Below are 19,807 nucleotides of genomic sequence, written 5' to 3' on the forward strand. Positions count from 1 at the left end.
AAATCGTATGCCTATCCGTATTCCCCGCGACGACGTGCCCGCCAGCCCAGGCGGCCTGTTGCGCCCTGCCCTCACGCTGTTTGTCGTGCTGTCCATCGTCACCGGCCTGCTCTACCCGCTGGCCGTGACCGGTGTCGCACAAACGGCCTTCCCGCACCAGGCCAACGGCAGCCTCATCACCCAGGGTGGCAAGGCGGTGGGCTCCGAGCTGATCGGCCAGTCGTTCACCGAGCCCGGCCACTTCTGGGGCCGCCCATCGGCCACGGCGCCCATGCCGTACAACGCAGCAGCATCGGGCGGCTCCAACCTGGGCCCCACCAACCCGGCGTTGACCGATGCCGTCAAGGCGCGCATTGAAGCGCTCCGCGCTGCCGACCCGGGCAACACCCGCCCCGTGCCGGTGGACCTGGTCACCGCGTCGGCCAGCGGGCTGGACCCACACATCAGCCCGGCAGCCGCGGCCTACCAGAGCGAACGCGTGGCCCGTGCCAGAGGCCTGCCCGTGGGACAAGTGCAAGCCTTGGTACAGCAGCACACCGACACCCCCTGGCTGGGCCTGCTGGGCGAGCCGCGTGTGAACGTTCTGGCCTTGAATCTGGCACTCGATTCGCTATCAAATAAATAGCTATCAGCGCAATTGATACTAGCGCTTGAGGCCTATTCGACATCAAATTGGTGGATACACTGTGCCCATGCAGGATCGCCCCGACCCCGACGCGCTGCTGCAGCGCATCCAGCAAGAGCAGGCCCAGCAGCAGCGCGGGCGGCTCAAGGTGTTTTTTGGCGCCTGCGCCGGGGTGGGCAAGACCTTTGCCATGCTGTCCGCCGCCCGGGCGGCGCAGGCGCAGGGCCTGCCCGTCACCATCGGCGTGGTCGAAACGCATGGCCGCACCGACACCGAGGCGCTGACCGCACACCTGCCGCGCCTGCCGCTGCGCGCCCTGCCCTACAAAGACCGCACCCTGCCCGAGTTTGACCTGGACGCCGCCCTGGCCTGGGGCGCCGCACACCCCGAGGGCCTGGTGCTGCTGGACGAGCTGGCCCACAGCAATGTGGCCGGATCGCGCCACCCCAAGCGCTGGCAAGACGCCGAAGAACTGCTGGCCGCAGGCATCGACGTTTGGTCCACCATGAACGTGCAGCACCTGGAGAGCCTGAACGACATCGTCAGCGGCATCACCGGCATCCGCGTGTGGGAGACGGTGCCCGACCAGTTTTTTGACGCTGCCGACGAAGTGGTGGTGGTCGACCTGCCGCCCGACGAGCTGCTGGCGCGCCTCAAAGCCGGCAAGGTCTACCTGCCCCAGCAGGCAGAGCGTGCCGCTGCCAACTTCTTTCGCAAAGGCAACCTGCTGGCCCTGCGTGAGCTGGCCCTGCGCCGCACCGCCGACCGCGTGGACGACGAAATGCGCGCCTACCGCCGCGCCAGCACCACCACGCCAGAGGCCGTGTGGCCCAACCGCGAAGCCCTGTTGGCCTGCGTGGGCACGGGCGACAACGCCGAAAAGGTGGTGCGCAGCTGCGCCCGCCTGGCCGCCCAGCTCGACCTGCCGTGGCACGCCGTGCATGTGGAAACGCCCGAGCAGCAAGGCCAGTCGGCCACCCTGCACCCGCAGGTGGAGCGTACGCTGAAGATCGCGCAGCAACTGGGCGCCGCCGCCTGCGCCGTGCTGCCCGCAGCCCAGCCCGCACAAGCCCTGGTGCGCTATGCGCGCGAACACAACCTGGTGCGCGTGGTGATGGGGCGCAGCACCCGGCGCTGGCCGTGGCAGGCCACGCTGGCGGAGCAGGTCGGCCAACTGGCGAGCGACCTCGACCTACTGCAGGTCGGCACGCTGGTGGGCCGAGCAGGCAGCACAACCCCGGCAGACAACGCCAAGCGCATCGCTAGCACCACCCCGTCCGCCACGCGCCCGCCCTTCTGGCCCGGCTACATCGCCGCCGCGCTGGCCTGCTGCATGGCCGCCGTCGTGGCCACCCCGCTGGCCAACGTGCTGGAGCTGACCAACATCGTCATGCTGTTTTTGCTGGTGGTGGTGGGGGTGGCGCTGCGCTTTGGTCGCGGCCCGGCCATCATGGCGGCGTTCCTGGGCGTGGGGTTTTTTGACTTCTTCTTTGTGCCGCCCCGCTTCAACTTTGCGGTGAGCGACGCGCAGTACGTCGTCACCTTTGCGGTGATGCTGGTGGTGGCCCTGGTGGTGGGCCAGCTCACCGCCGGGCTCAAGGTGCAGGCCGAGGCCGCCACCGACCGCGAACACCGCGTGCGCAGCCTATACGACATGGCGCGTGACCTGTCTGCCGCCCTGCTGCCCGAACAGGTGGCCGAGATTGGCGCACGCTTCATCACGGGCGAGTTCAGCGCAGGCAGCACGCTGGTGGTGGCTGACGATGACAACCGCCTGCAAGTGCTGCCCGGAGGCACCGCCCCCGTGGACATGGCCGTGGCGCAATGGGCATTCGAGCGCGGCGAGCCCGCAGGCCGGGGCACCGACACCTTGCACTCCAGCCCCACGCTGGTGCTGCCGCTCAAGGCGCCCATGCGCATCCGTGGCGTGCTGGTGGTGGCCATGCCCCAAGGAGAGGTGCCTGGGGTGGAACCGCGCCGCCTGCTGCAGACCTGTGCATCGCTGCTGGCCATCTCGCTGGAACGCATCCACTACATCGACGTGGCACAAAAGAGCACGGTGCAGATCGAGTCCGAGCGGCTGCGCAACTCGCTGCTCTCGGCCATCTCGCACGATTTGCGCACGCCGCTGGCCTCGCTGGTCGGCCTTGCCGAATCACTGGCCATGGTGCAGCCGCCCCTGCCTGCCCATCAACAAGAACTGACCGGCGCCATCCAGCAATCGGCCCAGCGCATGAGCGCGCTGGTCAACAACCTGCTGGACATGGCCCGCCTGGAGGCTGGGGCCGTGCAGCTCAACAAGGCCTGGCAGCCGCTGGAAGAAGTGGTGGGCAGCGCCCTCGCCGCCAGCGCCCCGGCCATAGCAACGCACCGGGTCGAAGTGACTCTGCCCGACGACCTGCCGCTGCTGCAGATCGATGCCGTGCTGATGGAGCGCGTGCTGGTCAACCTGCTGGAAAACGCCGCCAAATACACACCCGCAGACACCACCATCCACATCAGCGCGCAGCCGCAAAGCGACGCGGTGGCACTGACCCTCACCGATGAAGGCCCCGGCCTGCCCAAAGGCCGCGAAGAGTTGCTGTTTGAAAAGTTCGAGCGCGGCGCCCGCGAGAGCGCGACGCCCGGTGTGGGCCTGGGGCTGGCCATCTGCCGCGCCATCGTGCAGGCGCATGGTGGCAGCATCCGGGGCGATACGATCTTGAACGCTCAAAGCCAGGCTGCCGGGGCGCGCTTTACGCTGCTGCTGCCACGCGGCACACCGCCCACCGACCTGGGCACCGATACCGATACCAACAGCGACGTTTGACGGCACGGCCCCGCAACCACCATGACCGACTTACCCACCCACATCCTCATCGTCGAAGACGAAGCCGACATCCGCCGCTTTGTGCGCCTGACGCTGGAGACCGAAGGCCACACCGTGCACGAGGCCGCCACCCTGCAGCGCGGCCTGATCGAGGCCGGTACCCGCCGCCCCGACCTGGTGGTGCTGGACCTGGGTCTGCCCGACGGGGATGGCGTGGACTTGATCCGAGACCTGCGCACCTGGTCGGCCATGCCCATCATCGTGCTCTCGGCCCGCAGCGCCGAAGCCAGCAAGATCGCGGCGCTAGATGCCGGGGCCGACGACTACCTCGTCAAGCCCTTTGGCTCGGGCGAGCTGATGGCCCGCGTGCGCGCGCAGCTGCGGCGTAGCCAGCGGGCCTCCAGCCCAGAGGCGATACCCGTCATCCAGTTCGGCCCCATCACCGTGGACCTTGCCCGCCGCACGGTAGAGCGCCGCACGCAAAGCAATGGCGATGGCGATGGCAGCGAGGCCCTGCACCTCACGCCCATCGAATACAAGCTGCTCACCTATCTGGCCTCCCAGCCCGACCGCGTCATCACCCACGCCCAGCTGCTCAAGGCCGTATGGGGCCCAGGCCATGCTGAAGACACGCACTACGTGCGCGTGCACATGGCCAACCTGCGCAAGAAGGTGGAGGACAACGCCTCCATGCCTCGGCACTTGCGGACTGAGGCGGGTATCGGGTACCGGTTCGTACCCTGACGCCAACTCACGAACTGCGTGCACCAGTGCAACGCAACGCACGCTCCCCCGCCACGCGCAGCCGCTCCTGCAGCGACGCGGGCGCCAGCACCTCAAACTCCACATCCAGCGCCATGAGCCAGAACACCAGTGCATCGCTGGCGGCGCATGCCAGCTGGCACTGCTGCCCGTTGGCCAGCGTCGTGACCACACCGGCCGACTGCGGAATGCGCCGCGCCATTTCTGCATAAGGTGCATGCAGCACCACCCGCGCCTGGTCGGGGTGCGGCGCTGCGGTGATGGAGCGGGACACATACGCCTTGAGGTCGCCGCCGTCCGGCCCGGGGCGCGGCGAGAAATGCGCGCCGACTTCGGGCTTTGCCACCATGCGGTCGATGCGAAAGGTGCGCCAGTCGCCACGGTCGCAGTCCCAGGCCACCAGGTACCAGCGCATGCCGGTGTGCACCACGCCCTGTGGCTCCACCGAGCGCTGGGTAGCGCGCCCCTTGCCGTCTTCGTACGAGAAGCCAAGCCGCAACTGGTCGCGGCAGGCCGATGCCAGCGTGGCCAGCAACGTGGCCTCCACCACCGGCCCGGAGCGGTCCAGCGGCAGGATGGTGGAGCGCAACGCGTCCACCTGCTCACGCAGCCGCAGGGGCATGGCCTGCTCCAGTTTCACCAAGGCGCGCAGAGCGGGCTCTTCAATGCCGCCCACGGCGCCCGCAGTGGCGGTGCGCAGCGCAATCGATACGGCCAGGGCTTCTTCATCGTCGAGCAGCAACGGGGGCAACGCCTGCCCCGCACGAAAGGCATAGCCGCCCGCTACGCCACTGCTGGCCTGCACCGGGTAGCCCAGCTGGCGCAGGCGGTCGATGTCGCGCCGCAGCGTGCGCGGATGCACTTCCAGCCGCTCGGCCAGCTCGGGGCCCATCCAGTGGCTGCGGGTTTGCAGCAGGGACAGCAGGCGCAACAGGCGTGTGGAAGAACTGAGCATGCCGCCACTGTACGTTGAATCGAGGACTGAAATTGTCCGCAATGGTTCTTACAGTGACTTCACCTTTTCTTCCACCACGACCAAGGAGTTTTCCATGTCCATCGTCCTTTACTGGCACCCCATGTCCAGCGCCACCCCGATTGCCTGCGCGCTCACCGAGCTGGGCGTACCCCACGAGCGCGTGAAGATCGACATCCGCACCGGTGAGCAGCGCCGCCCCGAATATCTCGCCCTGAACCCCAACGGCAAGGTCCCCACGCTGACGGTGGACGGTGCGCCCATGTTCGAGGCCCTGGCCATCCACTTGTGGCTGGGCCATCGCTACGGCATCGAGCGTGGCCTGTGGCCTGCCGCCGGCACGCCCGAGGCGTTGCAGGCGCTGTCGTGGTGCACCTGGGCGTACGTGACCTATGGCACGGTGCTGGTGCGCCTGCAGTTGGCCACGCAGGGCGAAGAGGCGCTGCGCAGCCCTGCCCATGCACAGGCAGCCACAGCGGGGCTGAACGACCTGCTAACCCTGCTGGATGCCCGCCTGGCCGCCCAACCCTGGATGCTGGGCGCGGACTATTCGCTGGTGGATCTGGTGGTGGGCTCGGTGCTGGGCTACAGCGTGTACCTGGGTGCCCCCGTCAATGCACACCCGCATGTGCAGGCGTGGCTGGCGCGGGTGCAGGCGCGCCCTGCGATGCAAATCGAGGCCTGACGCCCTCAGTCGATCAAGAGTGCTGCTACAGCAGCACGATGTCGTACTGCTCCTGCCCCATCGCGCTTTCGGCCTGCAGCGAGATGGGCTTTTTGATGAAGTCCGAGAGGCCGGCCAGGTGCTGGCTTTCTTCGTCCAGGAACAGCTCCACCACCCGCGCGGACGCCACCACGCGGAACTCACGCGGGTTGAATTGGCGGGCTTCGCGCAGGATCTCGCGCAGGATGTCGTAGCACACGCTGCGCGCGGTTTTTACGCTGCCCTTGCCCTGGCACACCTCGCAGGGCTCGCACAGCATGTGTGCCAGTGATTCGCGGGTGCGCTTGCGCGTCATCTCCACCAGACCCAGTTGCGAGAAGGTGCCAGATGACATGGTCTTGACCCTGTCGCGGGCCAGCTGCTTTTTGAACTCCGACAGCACGGCCTGCTGGTGGTCGTCCCGCACCATGTCGATGAAGTCCACGATGATGATGCCGCCCAGGTTGCGCAGACGCAGCTGGCGCGCAATGGCTTGCGCGGCCTCCAGGTTGGTCTTGAAGATGGTGTCGTCAAAATTGCGCGCCCCCACGTAGCCGCCGGTGTTCACGTCGATGGTTGTGAGCGCCTCGGTCTGGTCCACGATGAGGTAACCACCCGATTTCAAATCGACCCGGCGGCCCAGGGCCTTGGCAACTTCCTCATCGATGGAGTACAGGTCAAAAATGGGCCGCTCGCCCTTGTAGTGCTGCAGCTTGCCAGCGGCTGCGGGCATGAACTCCTGTCCGAACGCGCGCAGGCGCTGGAACTGCTCCATCGAATCCAGGCGGATGGTCTGCGTGTGGTCGCCCACCAGATCGCGCAGCACGCGCTGCAGCAGGTCCAGGTCCTGGTGCAACAGCGACATGGCGGGCAGCTTGAGCGATGCCTCCTTGATGCGCGCCCAGGTCTTGCGCAGGTAGGCGATGTCTTCGGCCAGCTCGGCATCGGTGGAATCTTCGCCGTTGGTGCGCAGGATGAAGCCGCCGCCACCGCCCGTGGATTTGTCGCCTACCAGCGCCTGCAGCCGCGCGCGCAGCGCATCGCGCTCGGCGGGCGGGATCTTCTGCGACACGCCCACATGGTCGTCCTGCGGCAAAAACACCAGCAGGCGACCGGCAATGCTGATCTGCGTGGACAACCGCGCGCCCTTGGTGCCAATCGGGTCCTTGATGACCTGCACCATGAGCGCCTGGCCCTCGAACACCTGCTTTTCGATCGGTACCTGCGGCTCGTTCTTGCGGGCAAATGCGGGCGGCTCGCCATCGGGCTGGCGCTGCCACACATCAGCCACGTGCAAGAAGGCGGCACGCTCCAGCCCGATGTCGATAAAGGCCGACTGCATGCCTGGCAGCACGCGCGAGACCTTGCCCAGATAGACATTGCCGACCAGACCGCGCTCCAGCGTGCGCTCGATGTGCAGCTCCTGCACGGCGCCGTGCTCCACCACGGCCACCCGGGTTTCCTGGGGGGACCAATTGATCAGGATGTCTTGTTGCATGGCGTTGTTGTTGTCTTTGGTTGGCGTCGCTTAGATCGCAAAGCCCGCTGCGCGCAGCAGCTGCGCGGTCTCGTACATCGGCAGCCCCATGATGCCCGAATAGCTGCCCGCCAGGTGCTCCACATACGCCGCCGCCCGGCCCTGGATGCCGTAGGCGCCTGCCTTGCCCAGCGGCTCGCCCGTAGCCACATACGCCTCGATTTGCACAGGTGCCATGGGCGCGAAAGTGACGCGCGATACCGACAGTGCCGTCAGCCGTTTGGTGCCTACCTGAAGAGCCACGGCGGTCAGCACGCGGTGCTCGTGCCCTGCCAGCTCGGTGAGCATGCGCGTCGCATGGGCGGCATCGTCTGGCTTGCCATAGATGGTGCGGCCCAGGGCCACGGTGGTGTCGGAACACAGGATGGGCGCATCCGGCAACTGGCGCCGTGCACGCCGGGCCACGGCCGCGTCGAGCTTGAGGGCCGTCACGCGCTCCACGTACGCTGTGGGCGCTTCGCCAGGCAGCACCACCTCGATGGCTTCAGCGTCTTCGGGCTCATCGCCATCCACGTTGGGCAGCAGCAGTTCGTAGCGCACGCCCAACTGTTCAAGCAACTGGCGGCGGCGCGGGCTCTGGGAGGCGAGGTAGATGAAGTCGGGCATGAACGGATTTTGAATAAAAATCGGCTCTAGCGCTTATTCATCAAGCGCCAGCAGCTATGAAAACAGGAGTTGCACAGACCATCATCGCAAAGGGTCTGCTTCATTCACGGTGGTAAGGATGCCCGGCATTCACCGACCAGGCGCGGTACAGCTGCTCGATGAGCAACACCCGCACCATGGCGTGGGGAAGGGTCAGGTCGGACAGGCGAATGCGTTCGTGCGCGGCCTGGCGAAAGGCGGGGTCCAGCCCGTCGGGGCCACCGATGACCAATGCCACATCGTCACCGCCCAGTTGCCAGCCCTTGAGCCGTTCGGCCAGGGCCTTGGTGGTGAGGTTGGTACCGCGCTCGTCCAGTGCCACCACGCGCGTGCCACGCGGAATAGCGGCTTCGATGCGCTCGCGCTCGGCGGCATAGAGCGTCTCCAGCGTCTTGGAGCCGCGTGGCTCTGTCTTGACGGCCTTGAGCTCGACCTTGAGTTCAGGTGGAAAACGTTTGGCGTAATCGTCGTACGCGGTCTGCGCCCAGTCGGGCACCCGCTGACCGACCGCCACTATCAGCAGCTTCATGGATCAACCTGGATGCGTGAGGGAGTCACCGCTGCCGCGCGCAAGCGATGGAGCGCGCGGCAGCTGAAACGGATCAGCCCTTGCTGCGAGCAGGTGCCTTCTTGGCCGCGGGCTTGGAGCCCGATGCGGAGGCTGGCTTGGCAGCTGCGCGCGCAGGGGACTTGGCAGCTGGCGACTTCTTGGCCGCAGGCTTCTTGGCGCCACCGGGCTTGACCACCACCGTCTTGACAGGGGTCTTGGTGGCTGCGGGCTTCTTGGTGGCAACTGCGCCAGTGGTCTTGCTGGCTGGCTTGGCGGTGCTTGTCTTGGCAGCCGATTTGGCAGGTGCAGCCTTGGCCGCAGTTTTTGCAGCGGGCTTGGGGGCTGTTTTGGCAGCAGTCTTCGCAGCGGTCTTGGCGACCGCCTTGACGGTGGCCTTGCCCGAACGGGCGGCTACGGTGGGGGCCGCCGCCTTCTTGGCGGGCGCCTTGCCTGCCGCCTTGGCGTCCGACTTGGCCGCCTTCTGGGCCGACTTCTTCTCGGCCAACTCTGTGGCCGCGCTGGACACCGGCTTGGCTGCGCCAAGCTTCAGGCGCACGGGGGTGTCGCCCCACAGCTCTTCCAGGCGGTAGTACTGGCGGATGGCCGGTTGCATGATGTGCGCCACAGCCGCGCCGCAGTCTACGATGATCCATTCGCCGTTGTCTTCGCCTTCGATGCGGGGCTTGGAGAACCCTGCCTCCTTGACCGCGTCGCGTACGCTGGCGGCCAGGGCCTTGGTCTGGCGGTTGGAGGTGCCCGATGCCACGATCACCCGTTCAAACAGCGGCGAGAGATGCTCGGTGTTGAAGACCTGGATGTCTTGCGCCTTGACGTCTTCCAGGCCATCAACGATGGCGCGCTGGAGTTTGGTGACGTCTTTTTTGGCAGCGGTTTCCGATTTGGTGGAGGTGGTCATCAGGCGGTGAATAGAGAGGGAATGGAATCAATATAGCGTGCAACGCATCGCGCAGCCAGCGGGCTGGGCCTTGAGTGTTGCGCGGGTGTTGTGCTGGGGCGCTGCAGCAATATGAGGTGTTTTTGACCTCTTGCGCTCATGTGAAAAGCGCTGGCAGCTATTGAAATTATAGCTTTTGCGTTTTTCAGGCCATTGACTGCGCTGCGCCAAGGCCTTCAGCCAGCCAGTCGCGCCGCACCAAAAAGCGCTGCGTGAGGTCGGCTTCGGCCGAATCGGCTACGTCAGAGCGCTGGTAAGACCACGACACAAGCGGCGGCATGGACAGCAAAATGGACTCGGTTCGCCCGCCCGACTGCAGGCCAAAGTGTGTACCCCGATCCCACACCAGGTTGAACTCGACATAGCGGCCCCGGCGATAAAGCTGGAAGTCGCGTTCGCGCTCGCCGTGAGGCATGCCCCGACGTTTCTCGACGATGGGCAGGTAGGCGCCGAGGAAAGCGTCGCCCACCGACTGCGTCATCGCCAGGCTTTGTTCAAAGCCCAGCTCCGAGAAATCGTCATAGAACACGCCGCCCACGCCGCGCTGCTCGCTGCGGTGCTTGAGATAAAAGTACTCGTCGCACCACTGTTTGAAGCGCGGGTACTTGTCGTCACCAAAGGGTGCCAAGGCATCACGGCAGGTGCGGTGAAAGTGCACCGCATCTTCCTCAAAGCCGTAGTACGGCGTGAGGTCCATGCCACCGCCAAACCAGCAGGTCGGCGCCTGACCGGGGTGACCGGCGGCGATCATGCGCACGTTCATGTGCACGGTGGGCACATAAGGGTTTCGCGGGTGGAACACCAGCGACACGCCCATCGCCTCGAACGGCGCACCCGCCAGCTCGGGCCGGTGCTGCGTGGCCGAAGGTGGCAGCTGCGGGCCGCGTACGTGGCTGAAGCCGCAACCCGCGCGCTCGAACACGCGGCCGCCTTCCATGATCTTGGTGATGCCGTCACCCTGCAGCGGCTCGCCGGGCGGCTTGCTCCAGGCATCGGCCAGAAAGCGTGCGCCGCCCTCACCTTCAGCGGCTTCCACGGCTTCCAGCGCATCGGTGATGCGGGCCTGAAGGCCCACCAGGTAGCCGCGCACGCGGGTCACCGTGTCGGCTGGGTTCAAGGTCTGAGCGTCTGCCATCAGCTCTTCAGGGCACGGAAGCCGATGTCGCGGCGGTACTGCGCGCCATCAAACTGGATGCCGCGTGCCACGTCATACGCACGTTGCTGCGCCTGCTTGACGCTGTCGGCCAGCACCGTCACACACAACACCCGGCCACCGGTCACGCTGACCACACCATCCTTCAGCTGCGTGCCCGCATGGAACACCACGGCATCGTCCGCCTCAGCCGGCAGGCCAGTGATGGTGTCACCCTTGCGCGGGTTCTCCGGGTAGCCATGGGCGGCCATGACCACACCCAGTGCGGTGCGGCGGTCCCATTGCAGTTCCATCTGGTCGAGTTTGCCGTCAGCGGCAGCAGCCATCACGTCGCTGAAGTCGCTTTTCAGGCGCATGAGGATGGGTTGCGTCTCGGGGTCGCCCATGCGGCAGTTGAATTCGAGCGTCTTGGGCTGGCCCTTGGCGTCGATCATCAGGCCGGCATACAGGAAGCCGGTGTAAGGAATGCCGTCCTTTTCCATGCCCCGGATGGTGGGCAGGATGATTTCACGCATCGCGCGGGCGTGCACATCGGCCGTGACCACGGGGGCGGGCGAATAAGCGCCCATGCCACCGGTGTTGGGGCCTTCGTCGCCGTCTTTGAGGCGCTTGTGGTCCTGGCTGGTGGCCAAGGCCAGAACGTTCTTGCCGTCGCACAGCACGATGAAACTGGCTTCTTCGCCTTCGAGGAACTCCTCGATCACGACCCGCGCGCCGCCTTCGTTGTGCGTCACACCGTATTTGTTGTCCACCAGCATGAAATCCACGGCGTCGTGGGCTTCCTGCAGCGTCATGGCCACGACCACGCCCTTACCCGCTGCCAGGCCGTCGGCCTTGATGACGATGGGTGCACCCAGCCGGTCCACAAACGCGTGGGCGGCGACCGGGTCGGTAAAGGTATCGTAGTCGGCCGTGGGGATGCCATGGCGGCGCATGAAGGCCTTAGAGAAGGCCTTGGAGCTTTCGAGCTGGGCTGCCGCCTTGGTGGGGCCGAAGATGCGCAGGCCGTTGGCACGGAACTCATCGACCACACCGGCCGCCAGCGGCGCCTCTGGGCCCACCACCGTCAGCGCGATCTTCTCGGCCTGGGCCCACGCGCGCAGCTCGCGCACGTCGGAGATCGCCACGTTTTCGAGCTTGGGGTTCAGGGCCGTGCCACCGTTGCCGGGCGCCACAAACACCTTGGTCACCTTGGGGGACTGGCTCAGTTTCCACGCCATCGCGTGTTCACGGCCGCCGCCACCAATCACAAGTACTTTCATAGGAACCTTTGGTGAACCTGGCCCGCAGCGCAGCGCTGCCGGGCAGGGTTCGGGGGAATATCAGTCGGAAAACAGGTCAGGGCAAGAAAAAGCGGTGCTCTAGAGGGCGGAGTCACAATGCCGCGTTGTGATAAACCTCCTGGGTGTCGTCCAGGTCTTCCAGCACATCCAGCAGCTTCTGCATCTTGGCGGCGTCTTCGCCGGTCAGCTCGATCGTGTTTTCAGGCCGCATGGTCACGCCCGCCACTTCGGCCGTCAGGCCTGCGGCCTCCAGCGCGTTCTTTACCGCTTCAAAGTCGGCTGGGGCGGTCAGCACCTCCACCGCGCCGTCTTCGTCGGTCACCACGTCTTCAGCGCCCGCCTCCAGCGCCACTTCCATCACCTTGTCTTCGCTGGTACCGGGGGCAAAAATCAGCTGGCCGCAGTGCTTGAACTGGAACACCACCGAGCCTTCGGTGCCCATGTTGCCTCCATGCTTGCTGAACGCGTGGCGCACTTCGGCCACGGTGCGCACGCGGTTGTCGGTCATGGTATCGATCATGATGGCTGCGCCACCAATGCCATAGCCTTCGTAGCGGATTTCTTCGTAGGTCAGGCCTTCGGCGTTGCCCGTGGCCTTGTCGATGTTGTACTTGATGCGGTCGGCGGGCATGTTGGCCGCCTTGGCCTTGTCCACCGCCAGGCGCAGGCGGGGGTTGGCTGACAGGTCGCCGCCACCGGCACGGGCGGCCACAGTGATTTCACGAATGATGCGGGTCCAGATCTTGCCGCGTTTTTCATCCTGGCGCCCTTTGCGGTGCTGGATATTCGCCCATTTACTGTGTCCTGCCACGAGAAGTCCTTTTGTATTGATTTAATCTAGTCGGTGGATTTTACTTTTTGCCGAACCCGTACCCCCGAGGAAACCCGAAATGGCCGAACCCCTGCTGATTGCCAAGCACGACACGATTGAATGCCACCTGCTTCCCGGCCTGGCCAACCGCCACGGGCTCATCACCGGAGCCACCGGCACGGGCAAGACCGTCACCCTGCAGACCCTGGCGGAAAACTTCTCGCGCATCGGCGTGCCAGTATTCATGGCCGATGTGAAGGGCGACCTCACGGGCGCCAGCCAGCCCGGCAAGATTGGCGACAAGCTGGCCGCCGTACTCAAGGAACGGGGCCTGGACCTGCCCACGCCGCTGGCCTGCCCCACCACGCTGTGGGATGTGTTTGGCGAACAGGGCCACCCGGTGCGCGCCACGGTGTCGGACATGGGCCCGCTGCTGCTGGGCCGCATGCTCAATCTGAACGAGACGCAGCTGGGCGTGCTCAACCTGGTCTTCAAGATTGCCGACGACAACGGCATGCTGCTGCTGGACCTGAAGGACCTGCGCGCCATGCTGCAATATGTGGGCGACAACGCCAAGGACTTCACCACCGAGTACGGCAACGTGAGCGCCGCCAGCGTGGGCGCCATCCAGCGCGGCCTGCTGCAGATCGAGCAGCAGGGCGGCACGCAGTTCTTCGGCGAGCCCATGCTCAACATCCAGGACTTCATGCAGACCGTGGACGGCCATGGCGTGGTGAACATCCTGGCGGCCGACAAGCTCATGAATTCGCCGCGCCTGTATGCCACCTTCCTCTTGTGGATGCTGTCCGAGCTGTTCGAGCAGCTGCCTGAGATCGGCGACCCCGAGCAGCCCAAACTGGTGTTCTTCTTCGACGAGGCCCACCTGCTGTTCAACGAGGCGCCCAAAGTACTCATCGAGCGCATCGAGCTGGTGGTGCGACTGGTGCGGTCCAAGGGCGTGGGCGTGTATTTCGTCACCCAGAATCCGCTCGACATCCCCGACAGCGTGCTGGCCCAGCTGGGCAACCGCGTGCAGCACGCGTTGCGCGCCTTCACCCCGCGGGACCAAAAGGCCGTGAAGGCCACGGCCACCACCATGCGGCAAAAACCGGGGCTGGACATTGAAACCGCCATCACCGAGCTGGCCGTGGGCGAGGCGCTGGTGAGCTTTCTGGACGCCAAGGGCCGCCCGAGCGTGACCGAGCGCGTGTTTGTATTGCCTCCCGGCAGCCAGTTGGGCCCCATCACCCCGCAGCAGCGCCAGGCCCTGATGGCCAGTTCTCTGGTCGCGGGTGTGTATGAAAAGGCGGTGGACCGCGAGTCGGCCTACGAAAAACTCAAGGGCCGCGCCGCCGAAGCCGGCGGGCAGGCGGGCAACGCAGCGGGCGGGGGCAACGGCAAGGTGGCCACCGGTACGCCCACCGAAGAAGGCGGCGGCCTGCTGGGTGGTCTGAACGATGTGCTGTTTGGCAGCACCGGCCCGCGAGGCGGCAAACGCGACGGCCTGGCGCAGACCATGGCCAAGTCCGCCGTGCGCACCATGGGCACCACGATCGGCAAGGAGATTTTGCGGGGCGTGCTCGGCGGCATCTTTGGCGGCGGCAGCAAGCGCCGCTGACGCCGTTGGGACGGCGCCCGGCGTCATAGACCGGCGGCGCCCCTCCCGCCACTGGCTCGCCTCCCTGTGAAAGCGCACAACACGGCGCCTGTGACCTTTTGACGACACCCTGCGATTCGTCACAAATCAGTCACATGACCGCCGTGAAATCGCCATACACAACAACAAAAAGAAGGAGGGACGATGACACGCATTGAAAACGTTCTGCTGCGCTGGGGCGGCAAGGTCATGCTGCTGGCCATTGGGGTGTGGGTGGCAGCCATCCTCGGGATCTTTGCAGGCGCCTGGCGCCTGCGCTGGCCCTGGGTCCTGTACTTCATTGCCACCGTGATATTCACGGCGCTGGTGATCCAGTGGACCAACGCAGTGCGCCAGCGCTACATCCGCGAGGCTCCCCTGCCCCGCTTTCTGCAGCGCAAGCTGCGCGAAACCTACCCCCACCTGAGCACCCGCGACTGTGAACTGGTGGAACGCGGCCTGCGCCAGTTCTTCATGGCCTGCCTGCGCAGCAACCAGCAGTTTGTGGCCATGCCCTCCAAGGCGGTCGATGCGCTGTGGCACGAATTCATCCTGCACACGCAGGCGTACAAACTGTGGTGCCAGAACGCACTGGGTTTCTTTTTGCACCACACACCCGCCGAGGCGCTGGGCCACAAGGCGCGCCACAACGACGGCCTGCGCCGCTGCTGGTACTGGGTGTGCAAGGAAGAATCCATCGACCCCAAGGGGCCCAGCCGCCTGCCCCTGCTGTTTGCACTGGACGCCAAGTTCGCGATTGCCGGAGGCTTCAGCTACGTGCCCGACTGCTCCGACATTGCCCGCAAAAGCGACGCGGGCGGCAGCGGCGGCGACAGCTACTGCGGCACCAGTTTTTCGGACGGCAGCTACAGCGGCAGCTCGGGCGACTTTGGCGGCGCCGAGAGTTCGGATGCAGGTAGTGACGGCGGCGGGGATGGCGGGGGCGACGGTGGCGGTTGTGGTGGCGGTGGGGACTGAGCGCCTGGTCCAACGCCCCCACTGGCGGCACAACGCCAGCCCCAATCACTCTCTTTTTGATAGCTACCCAGGCATGATGCACTAGCGCATGCAGCCAAAATGGCCTGAAATCACGCTCAGTCACCCAGGCGACGACCGGGCCTGCACCCACCGGTCTACAGTGGCACCCCATGAACACCCTCACCTGCTTTTCCCTCAGCATCACTGACCACGTGGCCCATCTGGTTCTGAACAAACCCGAGGCCATGAACACCATGCATCCCACCTTCTGGCGCGAGCTGGACACGGTGCTGGCCCAGCTGCACCAGGCGGGCGAGGCGCGGGCGCTGGTCTTCAGCAGCACCGGCAAACATTTCAGCGCCGGGATGGCGCTGGAGACCTTTGGCGGCGCCATCACGATGGACGACCAGAGCCCCGAGGGCAGGGCCGCCATCTTCGACCTGCTGACCGACATGCAGGCCACCTTCACGCGCATCGACAACCTGCGCATCCCGGTGATCATGGCCATCCACGGCGGCTGCATCGGCGGCGCGGTGGACATGGTCACCGCAGGCTGCATCCGCTACGCCACGCAGGATGCGTTCTTCTGCATCCAGGAGATCAACATCGGCATGGTGGCCGACGTGGGCACGCTGCAGCGCCTGCCCAAGCTCATCCCGCTGGGCGTGGTCAAAGAACTGGCCTACACCGGCCGCCGCCTGAGCGCTGCCAAGGCCCTGGACTATGGCCTGGTCAACGAGGTGTTCGACACGCAAGAGGCCATGCTGGCTGCCGCGCTGCAGTGCGCCAAAGAGATCGCGTCCAAACCCCCAGTGGCCATCTGGGGCACCAAGCAGGCCGTGAACTACGCGCGCGACCACAGCGTGGAAGACAGCCTGCGCCAGATGGGCTGGCTGCAAGGCGCCATCTGGAGCAACCAGCATGTGCGCGAATCCGTCACGGCCATGAAGCAAAAACGAGCGGGCGAGTTCCCGGCGCTCACACCATTGCAGCGGTTCAGCGAGCTGGGCTGAGCGCCGCCGGGCCGCGCCATGCGGCCCGGATTGTGGCGCGCGCACGGGCATGTGCCACATCAAAATGTATAGCTGCCCAGGCATGCAGCACTAGCGCTTGCAAGCCCTTTTGCTTGAAATGGCGAGGCAAAGGGCTATCATCAGGCTTCAAGGGCTGCGCCAGTTATGGCCGTCTTCCAGCCCTGTCCACAAGGATGCCGCCACCATGACGCTGCCCAGCCTGACCCCACCCACCTACGACGATGTGGCCGCTGCCGCGCACCGGCTCAAGGGCATGGCGCACCGCACGCCCGTGCTGCGCTCCAGCACCGCCGACGAGCGGCTGGGCGCGCAGCTGTTCTTCAAGTGCGAGAACCTGCAGCGCACCGGCGCGTTCAAGTTCCGGGGCGCGTTCAACACCCTGGCCCAGTTCACCGACGAGCAGCGCGAACGCGGTGTGCTCGCCTTCTCGGCCGGCAACCACGCGCAGGCCATTGCACTGTCGGCCCGGCTGCTGGACATGCCTGCCGCCATCGTCATGCCCGAGGACGCCCCCGCCTCCAAGATGGCCGCCACGCGCGACTATGGCGCCCAGGTCGTCACCTACAACCGCTACACCGAAGACCGCGAGGCCATCAGCCGCCGCCTGGCGCTGGAGCGCGGCATGACGCTGGTCCCCCCGTTCGACCACCCCCATGTGATCGCGGGCCAGGGCACGGCGGCCAAGGAGCTTTTTGAAGAAGTGCCCGACCTGGACTACCTGTTCGTCTGCGTCGGCGGCGGCGGCCTGCTTGCGGGCAGCCTGCTGGCCGCCGAGGCCCTGGCGCCGCAATGCCGGGTGGTAGGGGTGGAGCCCGCAGCGGGCAACGACGGCCAGCAGTCGGTCAAGGCCGGGCATGTGGTGCAGATCCCCACGCCCCACACCATTGCCGACGGCGCACAAACCCAGGCGCTGGGCCAGCTCACCTTCCCCATCATCCAGCGCCTGGCCGACGACATGGTCACCGCCACCGACGAGCAGCTGGTCGAGTCCCTGCGCTTTTTTGCCGAACGCATGAAGATCGTGGTCGAGCCCACAGGCGCCCTGGCCTTCGCCGGGGCACAGCATGGCAACGTCGACATCCACGGAGCGCGCGTCGGCATTCTCATCAGCGGTGGCAACGTCGATTTGTCGCGGCTGGCACGGTTTCTGGCAGACTAGCCCCCACTTTTTCACTCACCGCGCGGCAGAGCGCGCCTGTTCGTCAGCGCAAAGGCCTCTGCCCTTCTCCTTTCAGGTTCCCCATGAGCAACGTCACCGTCATCACCCACCCCCTCGTCCAGCACAAGCTCACGCTGATGCGCAAGAAGGACGCGAGCACCAACAGCTTCCGCCGCCTGCTGGGCGAACTCTCCACGCTGATGGCCTACGAAGTCACGCGCGACATGCCACTGCAGGACGTGCAGATCGAAACCCCGCTGGAGACCATGACCGGCAAGATGATCGACGGCAAGAAGCTGGTGCTGGTCTCCATCCTGCGCGCGGGCAACGGCTTTCTGGACGGCATGCTCAACGTGGTGCCCGGCGCCCGCGTGGGCCACATCGGCCTGTACCGCGACCCGGCCACGCTGCAGCCGGTGGAGTACTACTTCAAGATGCCGTCCGAGATGGACGAGCGCGACATCATCGTGGTGGACCCGATGCTCGCTACCGGCAACTCGGCCGCCGCCTGTGTGGACCGCCTCAAGAAGCTCAACCCCCGCTCCATCAAGTTCGTGTGCCTGCTGGCCGCCCCCGAAGGTGTGGCCACGCTGCAAAAGGCCCACCCCGACGTGCCCATCTTCACCGCCGCCATCGACCGCGAGCTGAACGACCACGGCTACATCCTGCCGGGCCTGGGCGATGCGGGTGACCGCATTTTTGGCACCAAATAAGCGCACAACGGCAGCGCCCGTGCACCAGCCACCGCAGGGCCTGCCGCCCAGCGGTGGCTTTTTTTTCATCACCGGGCCTCTCTGCGTTGCATAACAGCCCATTGGGAGCCCTACCCTGGTGGGGTGCCCCAGCCTGGTTTCCTGATGCGCTGCACACATGCACCATTTTTTTACCAACTGGTGGCTTTCCTCTGGCAGACTTGCCGCTGGTTTGCAGTTACACAGCCACCGACTGGCGCGCTCCTTGCTTGGTAGCAGCACACCCAACCTCCTTGTTTGCTTGTCTGAAGGACCCCCACCATGACCACTCGCCGCATCTTCACCGGACGCCTGCTCTGCACCTCCATGGCCCTCTCGGCCGCCATGGCGATGGCGCCCTCTTTGGCCTTCGCGCAGTCCAAGATCAAGGTCGCGGCGATATACACGGTGCCTTTTGAACAGCAATGGGTCAGCCGCATCCACAAGGCCCTCAAGGCCGCAGAGGCACGTGGCGAGATCGAATACAAGGCCAGCGAAAACGTGAGCAACGCCGACTACGAGCGCGTGATGCGCGAGTACGCCACGGGCGGCAACCAGCTCATCCTGGGCGAAGCCTTTGCGGTGGAAGCCGCCGCCCGCAAGGTGGCCAAGGACTTCCCCAAGACGTCCTTTCTGCTGGGCTCGTCGGGCAAGCCGCAGGCGCCCAACTTCAGCGTGTTCGACAACTACATCCAGGAACCCGCGTACCTCAGCGGCATGGTCGCGGGCGGCATGACCAAGACGAACAAGATCGGCATGGTGGGCGGCTTCCCCATCCCCGAGGTCAACCGCCTGATGCACGCCTTCATGGCGGGCGCCAAAGAGACCAATCCCAAGGTCGAGTTCACCATCACCTTCATCAACAGCTGGTTTGACCCGCCGAAGGCCAAGGAAGCCACCTTTGCCATGATCGACAAAGGCGCCGACGTGCTCTACGCCGAGCGTTTCGGCGTGAGTGACGCGGCCAAGGAAAAGGGCAAGCTCGCCATCGGCAACGTGATCGACACCCAGCCACAGTACCCCGACACGGTGGTGGCATCGGCCATCTGGCACATGGAGCCCAGCATCGACCGCGCGCTCAAGCTGGTCAAGGAAGGCAAGTTCACCCCCGAGGACTACGGCCCGTACTCGATGATGAAACACAAGGGCTCTGAACTCGCGCCCCTGGGCACGTTCGAGAAGAAGATCCCCGCCGACATCGTCGCCAAAGTCAAGGCGAAAGAGGCCGACATCCTGGCGGGCAAGTTCACCGTGAAGGTAGACGACAGCCAGCCCAAATCCACGGCCAAGTAAGGGGAGTGGATGACAAAACTCTTCTGGCGTTGTTGCTGTGTCTTGTCGTACTTGCAGTACTGCCTGCGACACAGCGCCTAGCCAGAACCGCTGCGCTGAGCTTTGTCAGCCACTCCAAATCACCAATGCGAGACAAAGCGGGTAAATACCTGGGCCACCACTCATCGCGG

18 protein-coding genes are annotated in these 19,807 nt (G+C 65.5%); 10 read left to right on the top strand and 8 right to left on the bottom strand.

The annotated features are described in order from the left end of the window. Positions 1 to 7: 7 nt before the first annotated feature. The 3 genes from kdpC (at position 8) to C8C96_RS16705 (ending at position 4,178) form a co-directional block, all read left to right on the top strand. On the top strand, positions 8 to 625 hold the full coding sequence (gene kdpC / locus C8C96_RS16695; RefSeq protein ID WP_121943026.1) for a potassium-transporting ATPase subunit KdpC: 618 nt from the start codon (positions 8 to 10) through the stop codon (positions 623 to 625). 67 nt (positions 626 to 692) lie between these two features. Beyond that, complete coding sequence (locus C8C96_RS16700) at positions 693 to 3,434, top strand: DUF4118 domain-containing protein (RefSeq protein WP_121943027.1); 2,742 nt, start codon at positions 693 to 695, stop codon at positions 3,432 to 3,434. Positions 3,435 to 3,455: 21 nt separating this feature from the next. Beyond that, a complete protein-coding gene (locus tag C8C96_RS16705; RefSeq protein WP_121943028.1) occupies positions 3,456 to 4,178 on the top strand; it encodes a response regulator in 723 nt (240 codons plus the stop codon). A 7-nt stretch (positions 4,179 to 4,185) separates the two neighbouring features. Here C8C96_RS16705 and C8C96_RS16710 read toward each other — a convergent pair whose 3' ends face one another. Then, complete coding sequence (locus tag C8C96_RS16710; RefSeq protein ID WP_121943029.1) at positions 4,186 to 5,151, bottom strand: YafY family protein; 966 nt, start codon at positions 5,149 to 5,151, stop codon at positions 4,186 to 4,188. A gap of 94 nt (positions 5,152 to 5,245) precedes the next feature. Here C8C96_RS16710 and C8C96_RS16715 point away from each other — a divergent pair, with 94 nt between their 5' ends. Further along, entirely contained in the window at positions 5,246 to 5,854 is a 609-nt protein-coding gene (locus tag C8C96_RS16715; protein ID WP_056746038.1) for a glutathione S-transferase family protein, read from the top strand. 25 nt (positions 5,855 to 5,879) lie between these two features. Here the strand turns inward: C8C96_RS16715 and rng are convergent, their stop codons facing one another. The 7 genes from rng to C8C96_RS16750 all read right to left on the bottom strand — a co-directional run bounded on the left by rng (position 5,880) and on the right by C8C96_RS16750 (position 12,806). Further along, positions 5,880 to 7,370: a ribonuclease G gene (gene rng, locus C8C96_RS16720; RefSeq protein WP_056062322.1), complete on the bottom strand. Its 1,491-nt coding sequence runs from the start codon at positions 7,368 to 7,370 to the stop codon at positions 5,880 to 5,882. Positions 7,371 to 7,400: 30 nt separating this feature from the next. Beyond that, positions 7,401 to 8,015 carry a nucleoside triphosphate pyrophosphatase gene (locus tag C8C96_RS16725; RefSeq protein WP_121943030.1) on the bottom strand — a complete coding sequence of 205 codons (615 nt, stop codon included), beginning with the start codon at positions 8,013 to 8,015 and terminating at the stop codon, positions 7,401 to 7,403. Positions 8,016 to 8,115: 100 nt separating this feature from the next. Continuing rightward, on the bottom strand, positions 8,116 to 8,583 hold the full coding sequence (rlmH, locus tag C8C96_RS16730) for a 23S rRNA (pseudouridine(1915)-N(3))-methyltransferase RlmH (RefSeq protein ID WP_007858784.1): 468 nt from the start codon (positions 8,581 to 8,583) through the stop codon (positions 8,116 to 8,118). 73 nt (positions 8,584 to 8,656) lie between these two features. Further along, a complete protein-coding gene (rsfS, locus tag C8C96_RS16735; protein ID WP_056746041.1) occupies positions 8,657 to 9,520 on the bottom strand; it encodes a ribosome silencing factor in 864 nt (287 codons plus the stop codon). Between the two features lie 184 nt (positions 9,521 to 9,704). Continuing rightward, complete coding sequence (gene hemF / locus C8C96_RS16740; RefSeq protein WP_121943031.1) at positions 9,705 to 10,694, bottom strand: oxygen-dependent coproporphyrinogen oxidase; 990 nt, start codon at positions 10,692 to 10,694, stop codon at positions 9,705 to 9,707. Continuing rightward, complete coding sequence (purD, locus tag C8C96_RS16745) at positions 10,694 to 11,974, bottom strand: phosphoribosylamine--glycine ligase (protein WP_121943032.1); 1,281 nt, start codon at positions 11,972 to 11,974, stop codon at positions 10,694 to 10,696. The genes hemF and purD overlap by 1 nt, the downstream gene beginning before the upstream one ends. Before the next feature lie 112 nt (positions 11,975 to 12,086). Continuing rightward, on the bottom strand, positions 12,087 to 12,806 hold the full coding sequence (locus C8C96_RS16750; RefSeq protein WP_015014275.1) for a YebC/PmpR family DNA-binding transcriptional regulator: 720 nt from the start codon (positions 12,804 to 12,806) through the stop codon (positions 12,087 to 12,089). Positions 12,807 to 12,885: 79 nt separating this feature from the next. On the opposite strand from C8C96_RS16750, the gene C8C96_RS16755 reads away from it, so the two are divergent. The 6 genes from C8C96_RS16755 to C8C96_RS16780 all read left to right on the top strand — a co-directional run bounded on the left by C8C96_RS16755 (position 12,886) and on the right by C8C96_RS16780 (position 19,637). Further along, complete coding sequence (locus C8C96_RS16755; RefSeq protein ID WP_121943033.1) at positions 12,886 to 14,424, top strand: helicase HerA-like domain-containing protein; 1,539 nt, start codon at positions 12,886 to 12,888, stop codon at positions 14,422 to 14,424. Between the two features lie 183 nt (positions 14,425 to 14,607). Next, positions 14,608 to 15,420: a hypothetical protein gene (locus tag C8C96_RS25045; RefSeq protein WP_199737485.1), complete on the top strand. Its 813-nt coding sequence runs from the start codon at positions 14,608 to 14,610 to the stop codon at positions 15,418 to 15,420. 170 nt (positions 15,421 to 15,590) lie between these two features. After that, on the top strand, positions 15,591 to 16,433 hold the full coding sequence (locus C8C96_RS16765; RefSeq protein ID WP_121943035.1) for an enoyl-CoA hydratase-related protein: 843 nt from the start codon (positions 15,591 to 15,593) through the stop codon (positions 16,431 to 16,433). A 205-nt stretch (positions 16,434 to 16,638) separates the two neighbouring features. Then, a complete protein-coding gene (locus C8C96_RS16770; protein WP_056062298.1) occupies positions 16,639 to 17,613 on the top strand; it encodes a threo-3-hydroxy-L-aspartate ammonia-lyase in 975 nt (324 codons plus the stop codon). Positions 17,614 to 17,696: 83 nt separating this feature from the next. Next, positions 17,697 to 18,326, top strand: a complete 630-nt coding sequence (gene upp / locus C8C96_RS16775) for a uracil phosphoribosyltransferase (RefSeq protein WP_056062295.1) — start codon at positions 17,697 to 17,699, stop codon at positions 18,324 to 18,326. A 300-nt stretch (positions 18,327 to 18,626) separates the two neighbouring features. Continuing rightward, the gene (locus C8C96_RS16780; protein ID WP_121943036.1) at positions 18,627 to 19,637 is read left to right on the top strand and encodes a BMP family protein; all 1,011 of its coding nucleotides are present in this window, start codon (positions 18,627 to 18,629) and stop codon (positions 19,635 to 19,637) included. Positions 19,638 to 19,807: the final 170 nt, after the last annotated feature.

It is taken from the genome of Acidovorax sp. 100 (assembly GCF_003688355.1).
In the GTDB taxonomy this organism is placed as follows: Bacteria; Pseudomonadota; Gammaproteobacteria; order Burkholderiales; family Burkholderiaceae_C; genus Acidovorax; species Acidovorax delafieldii.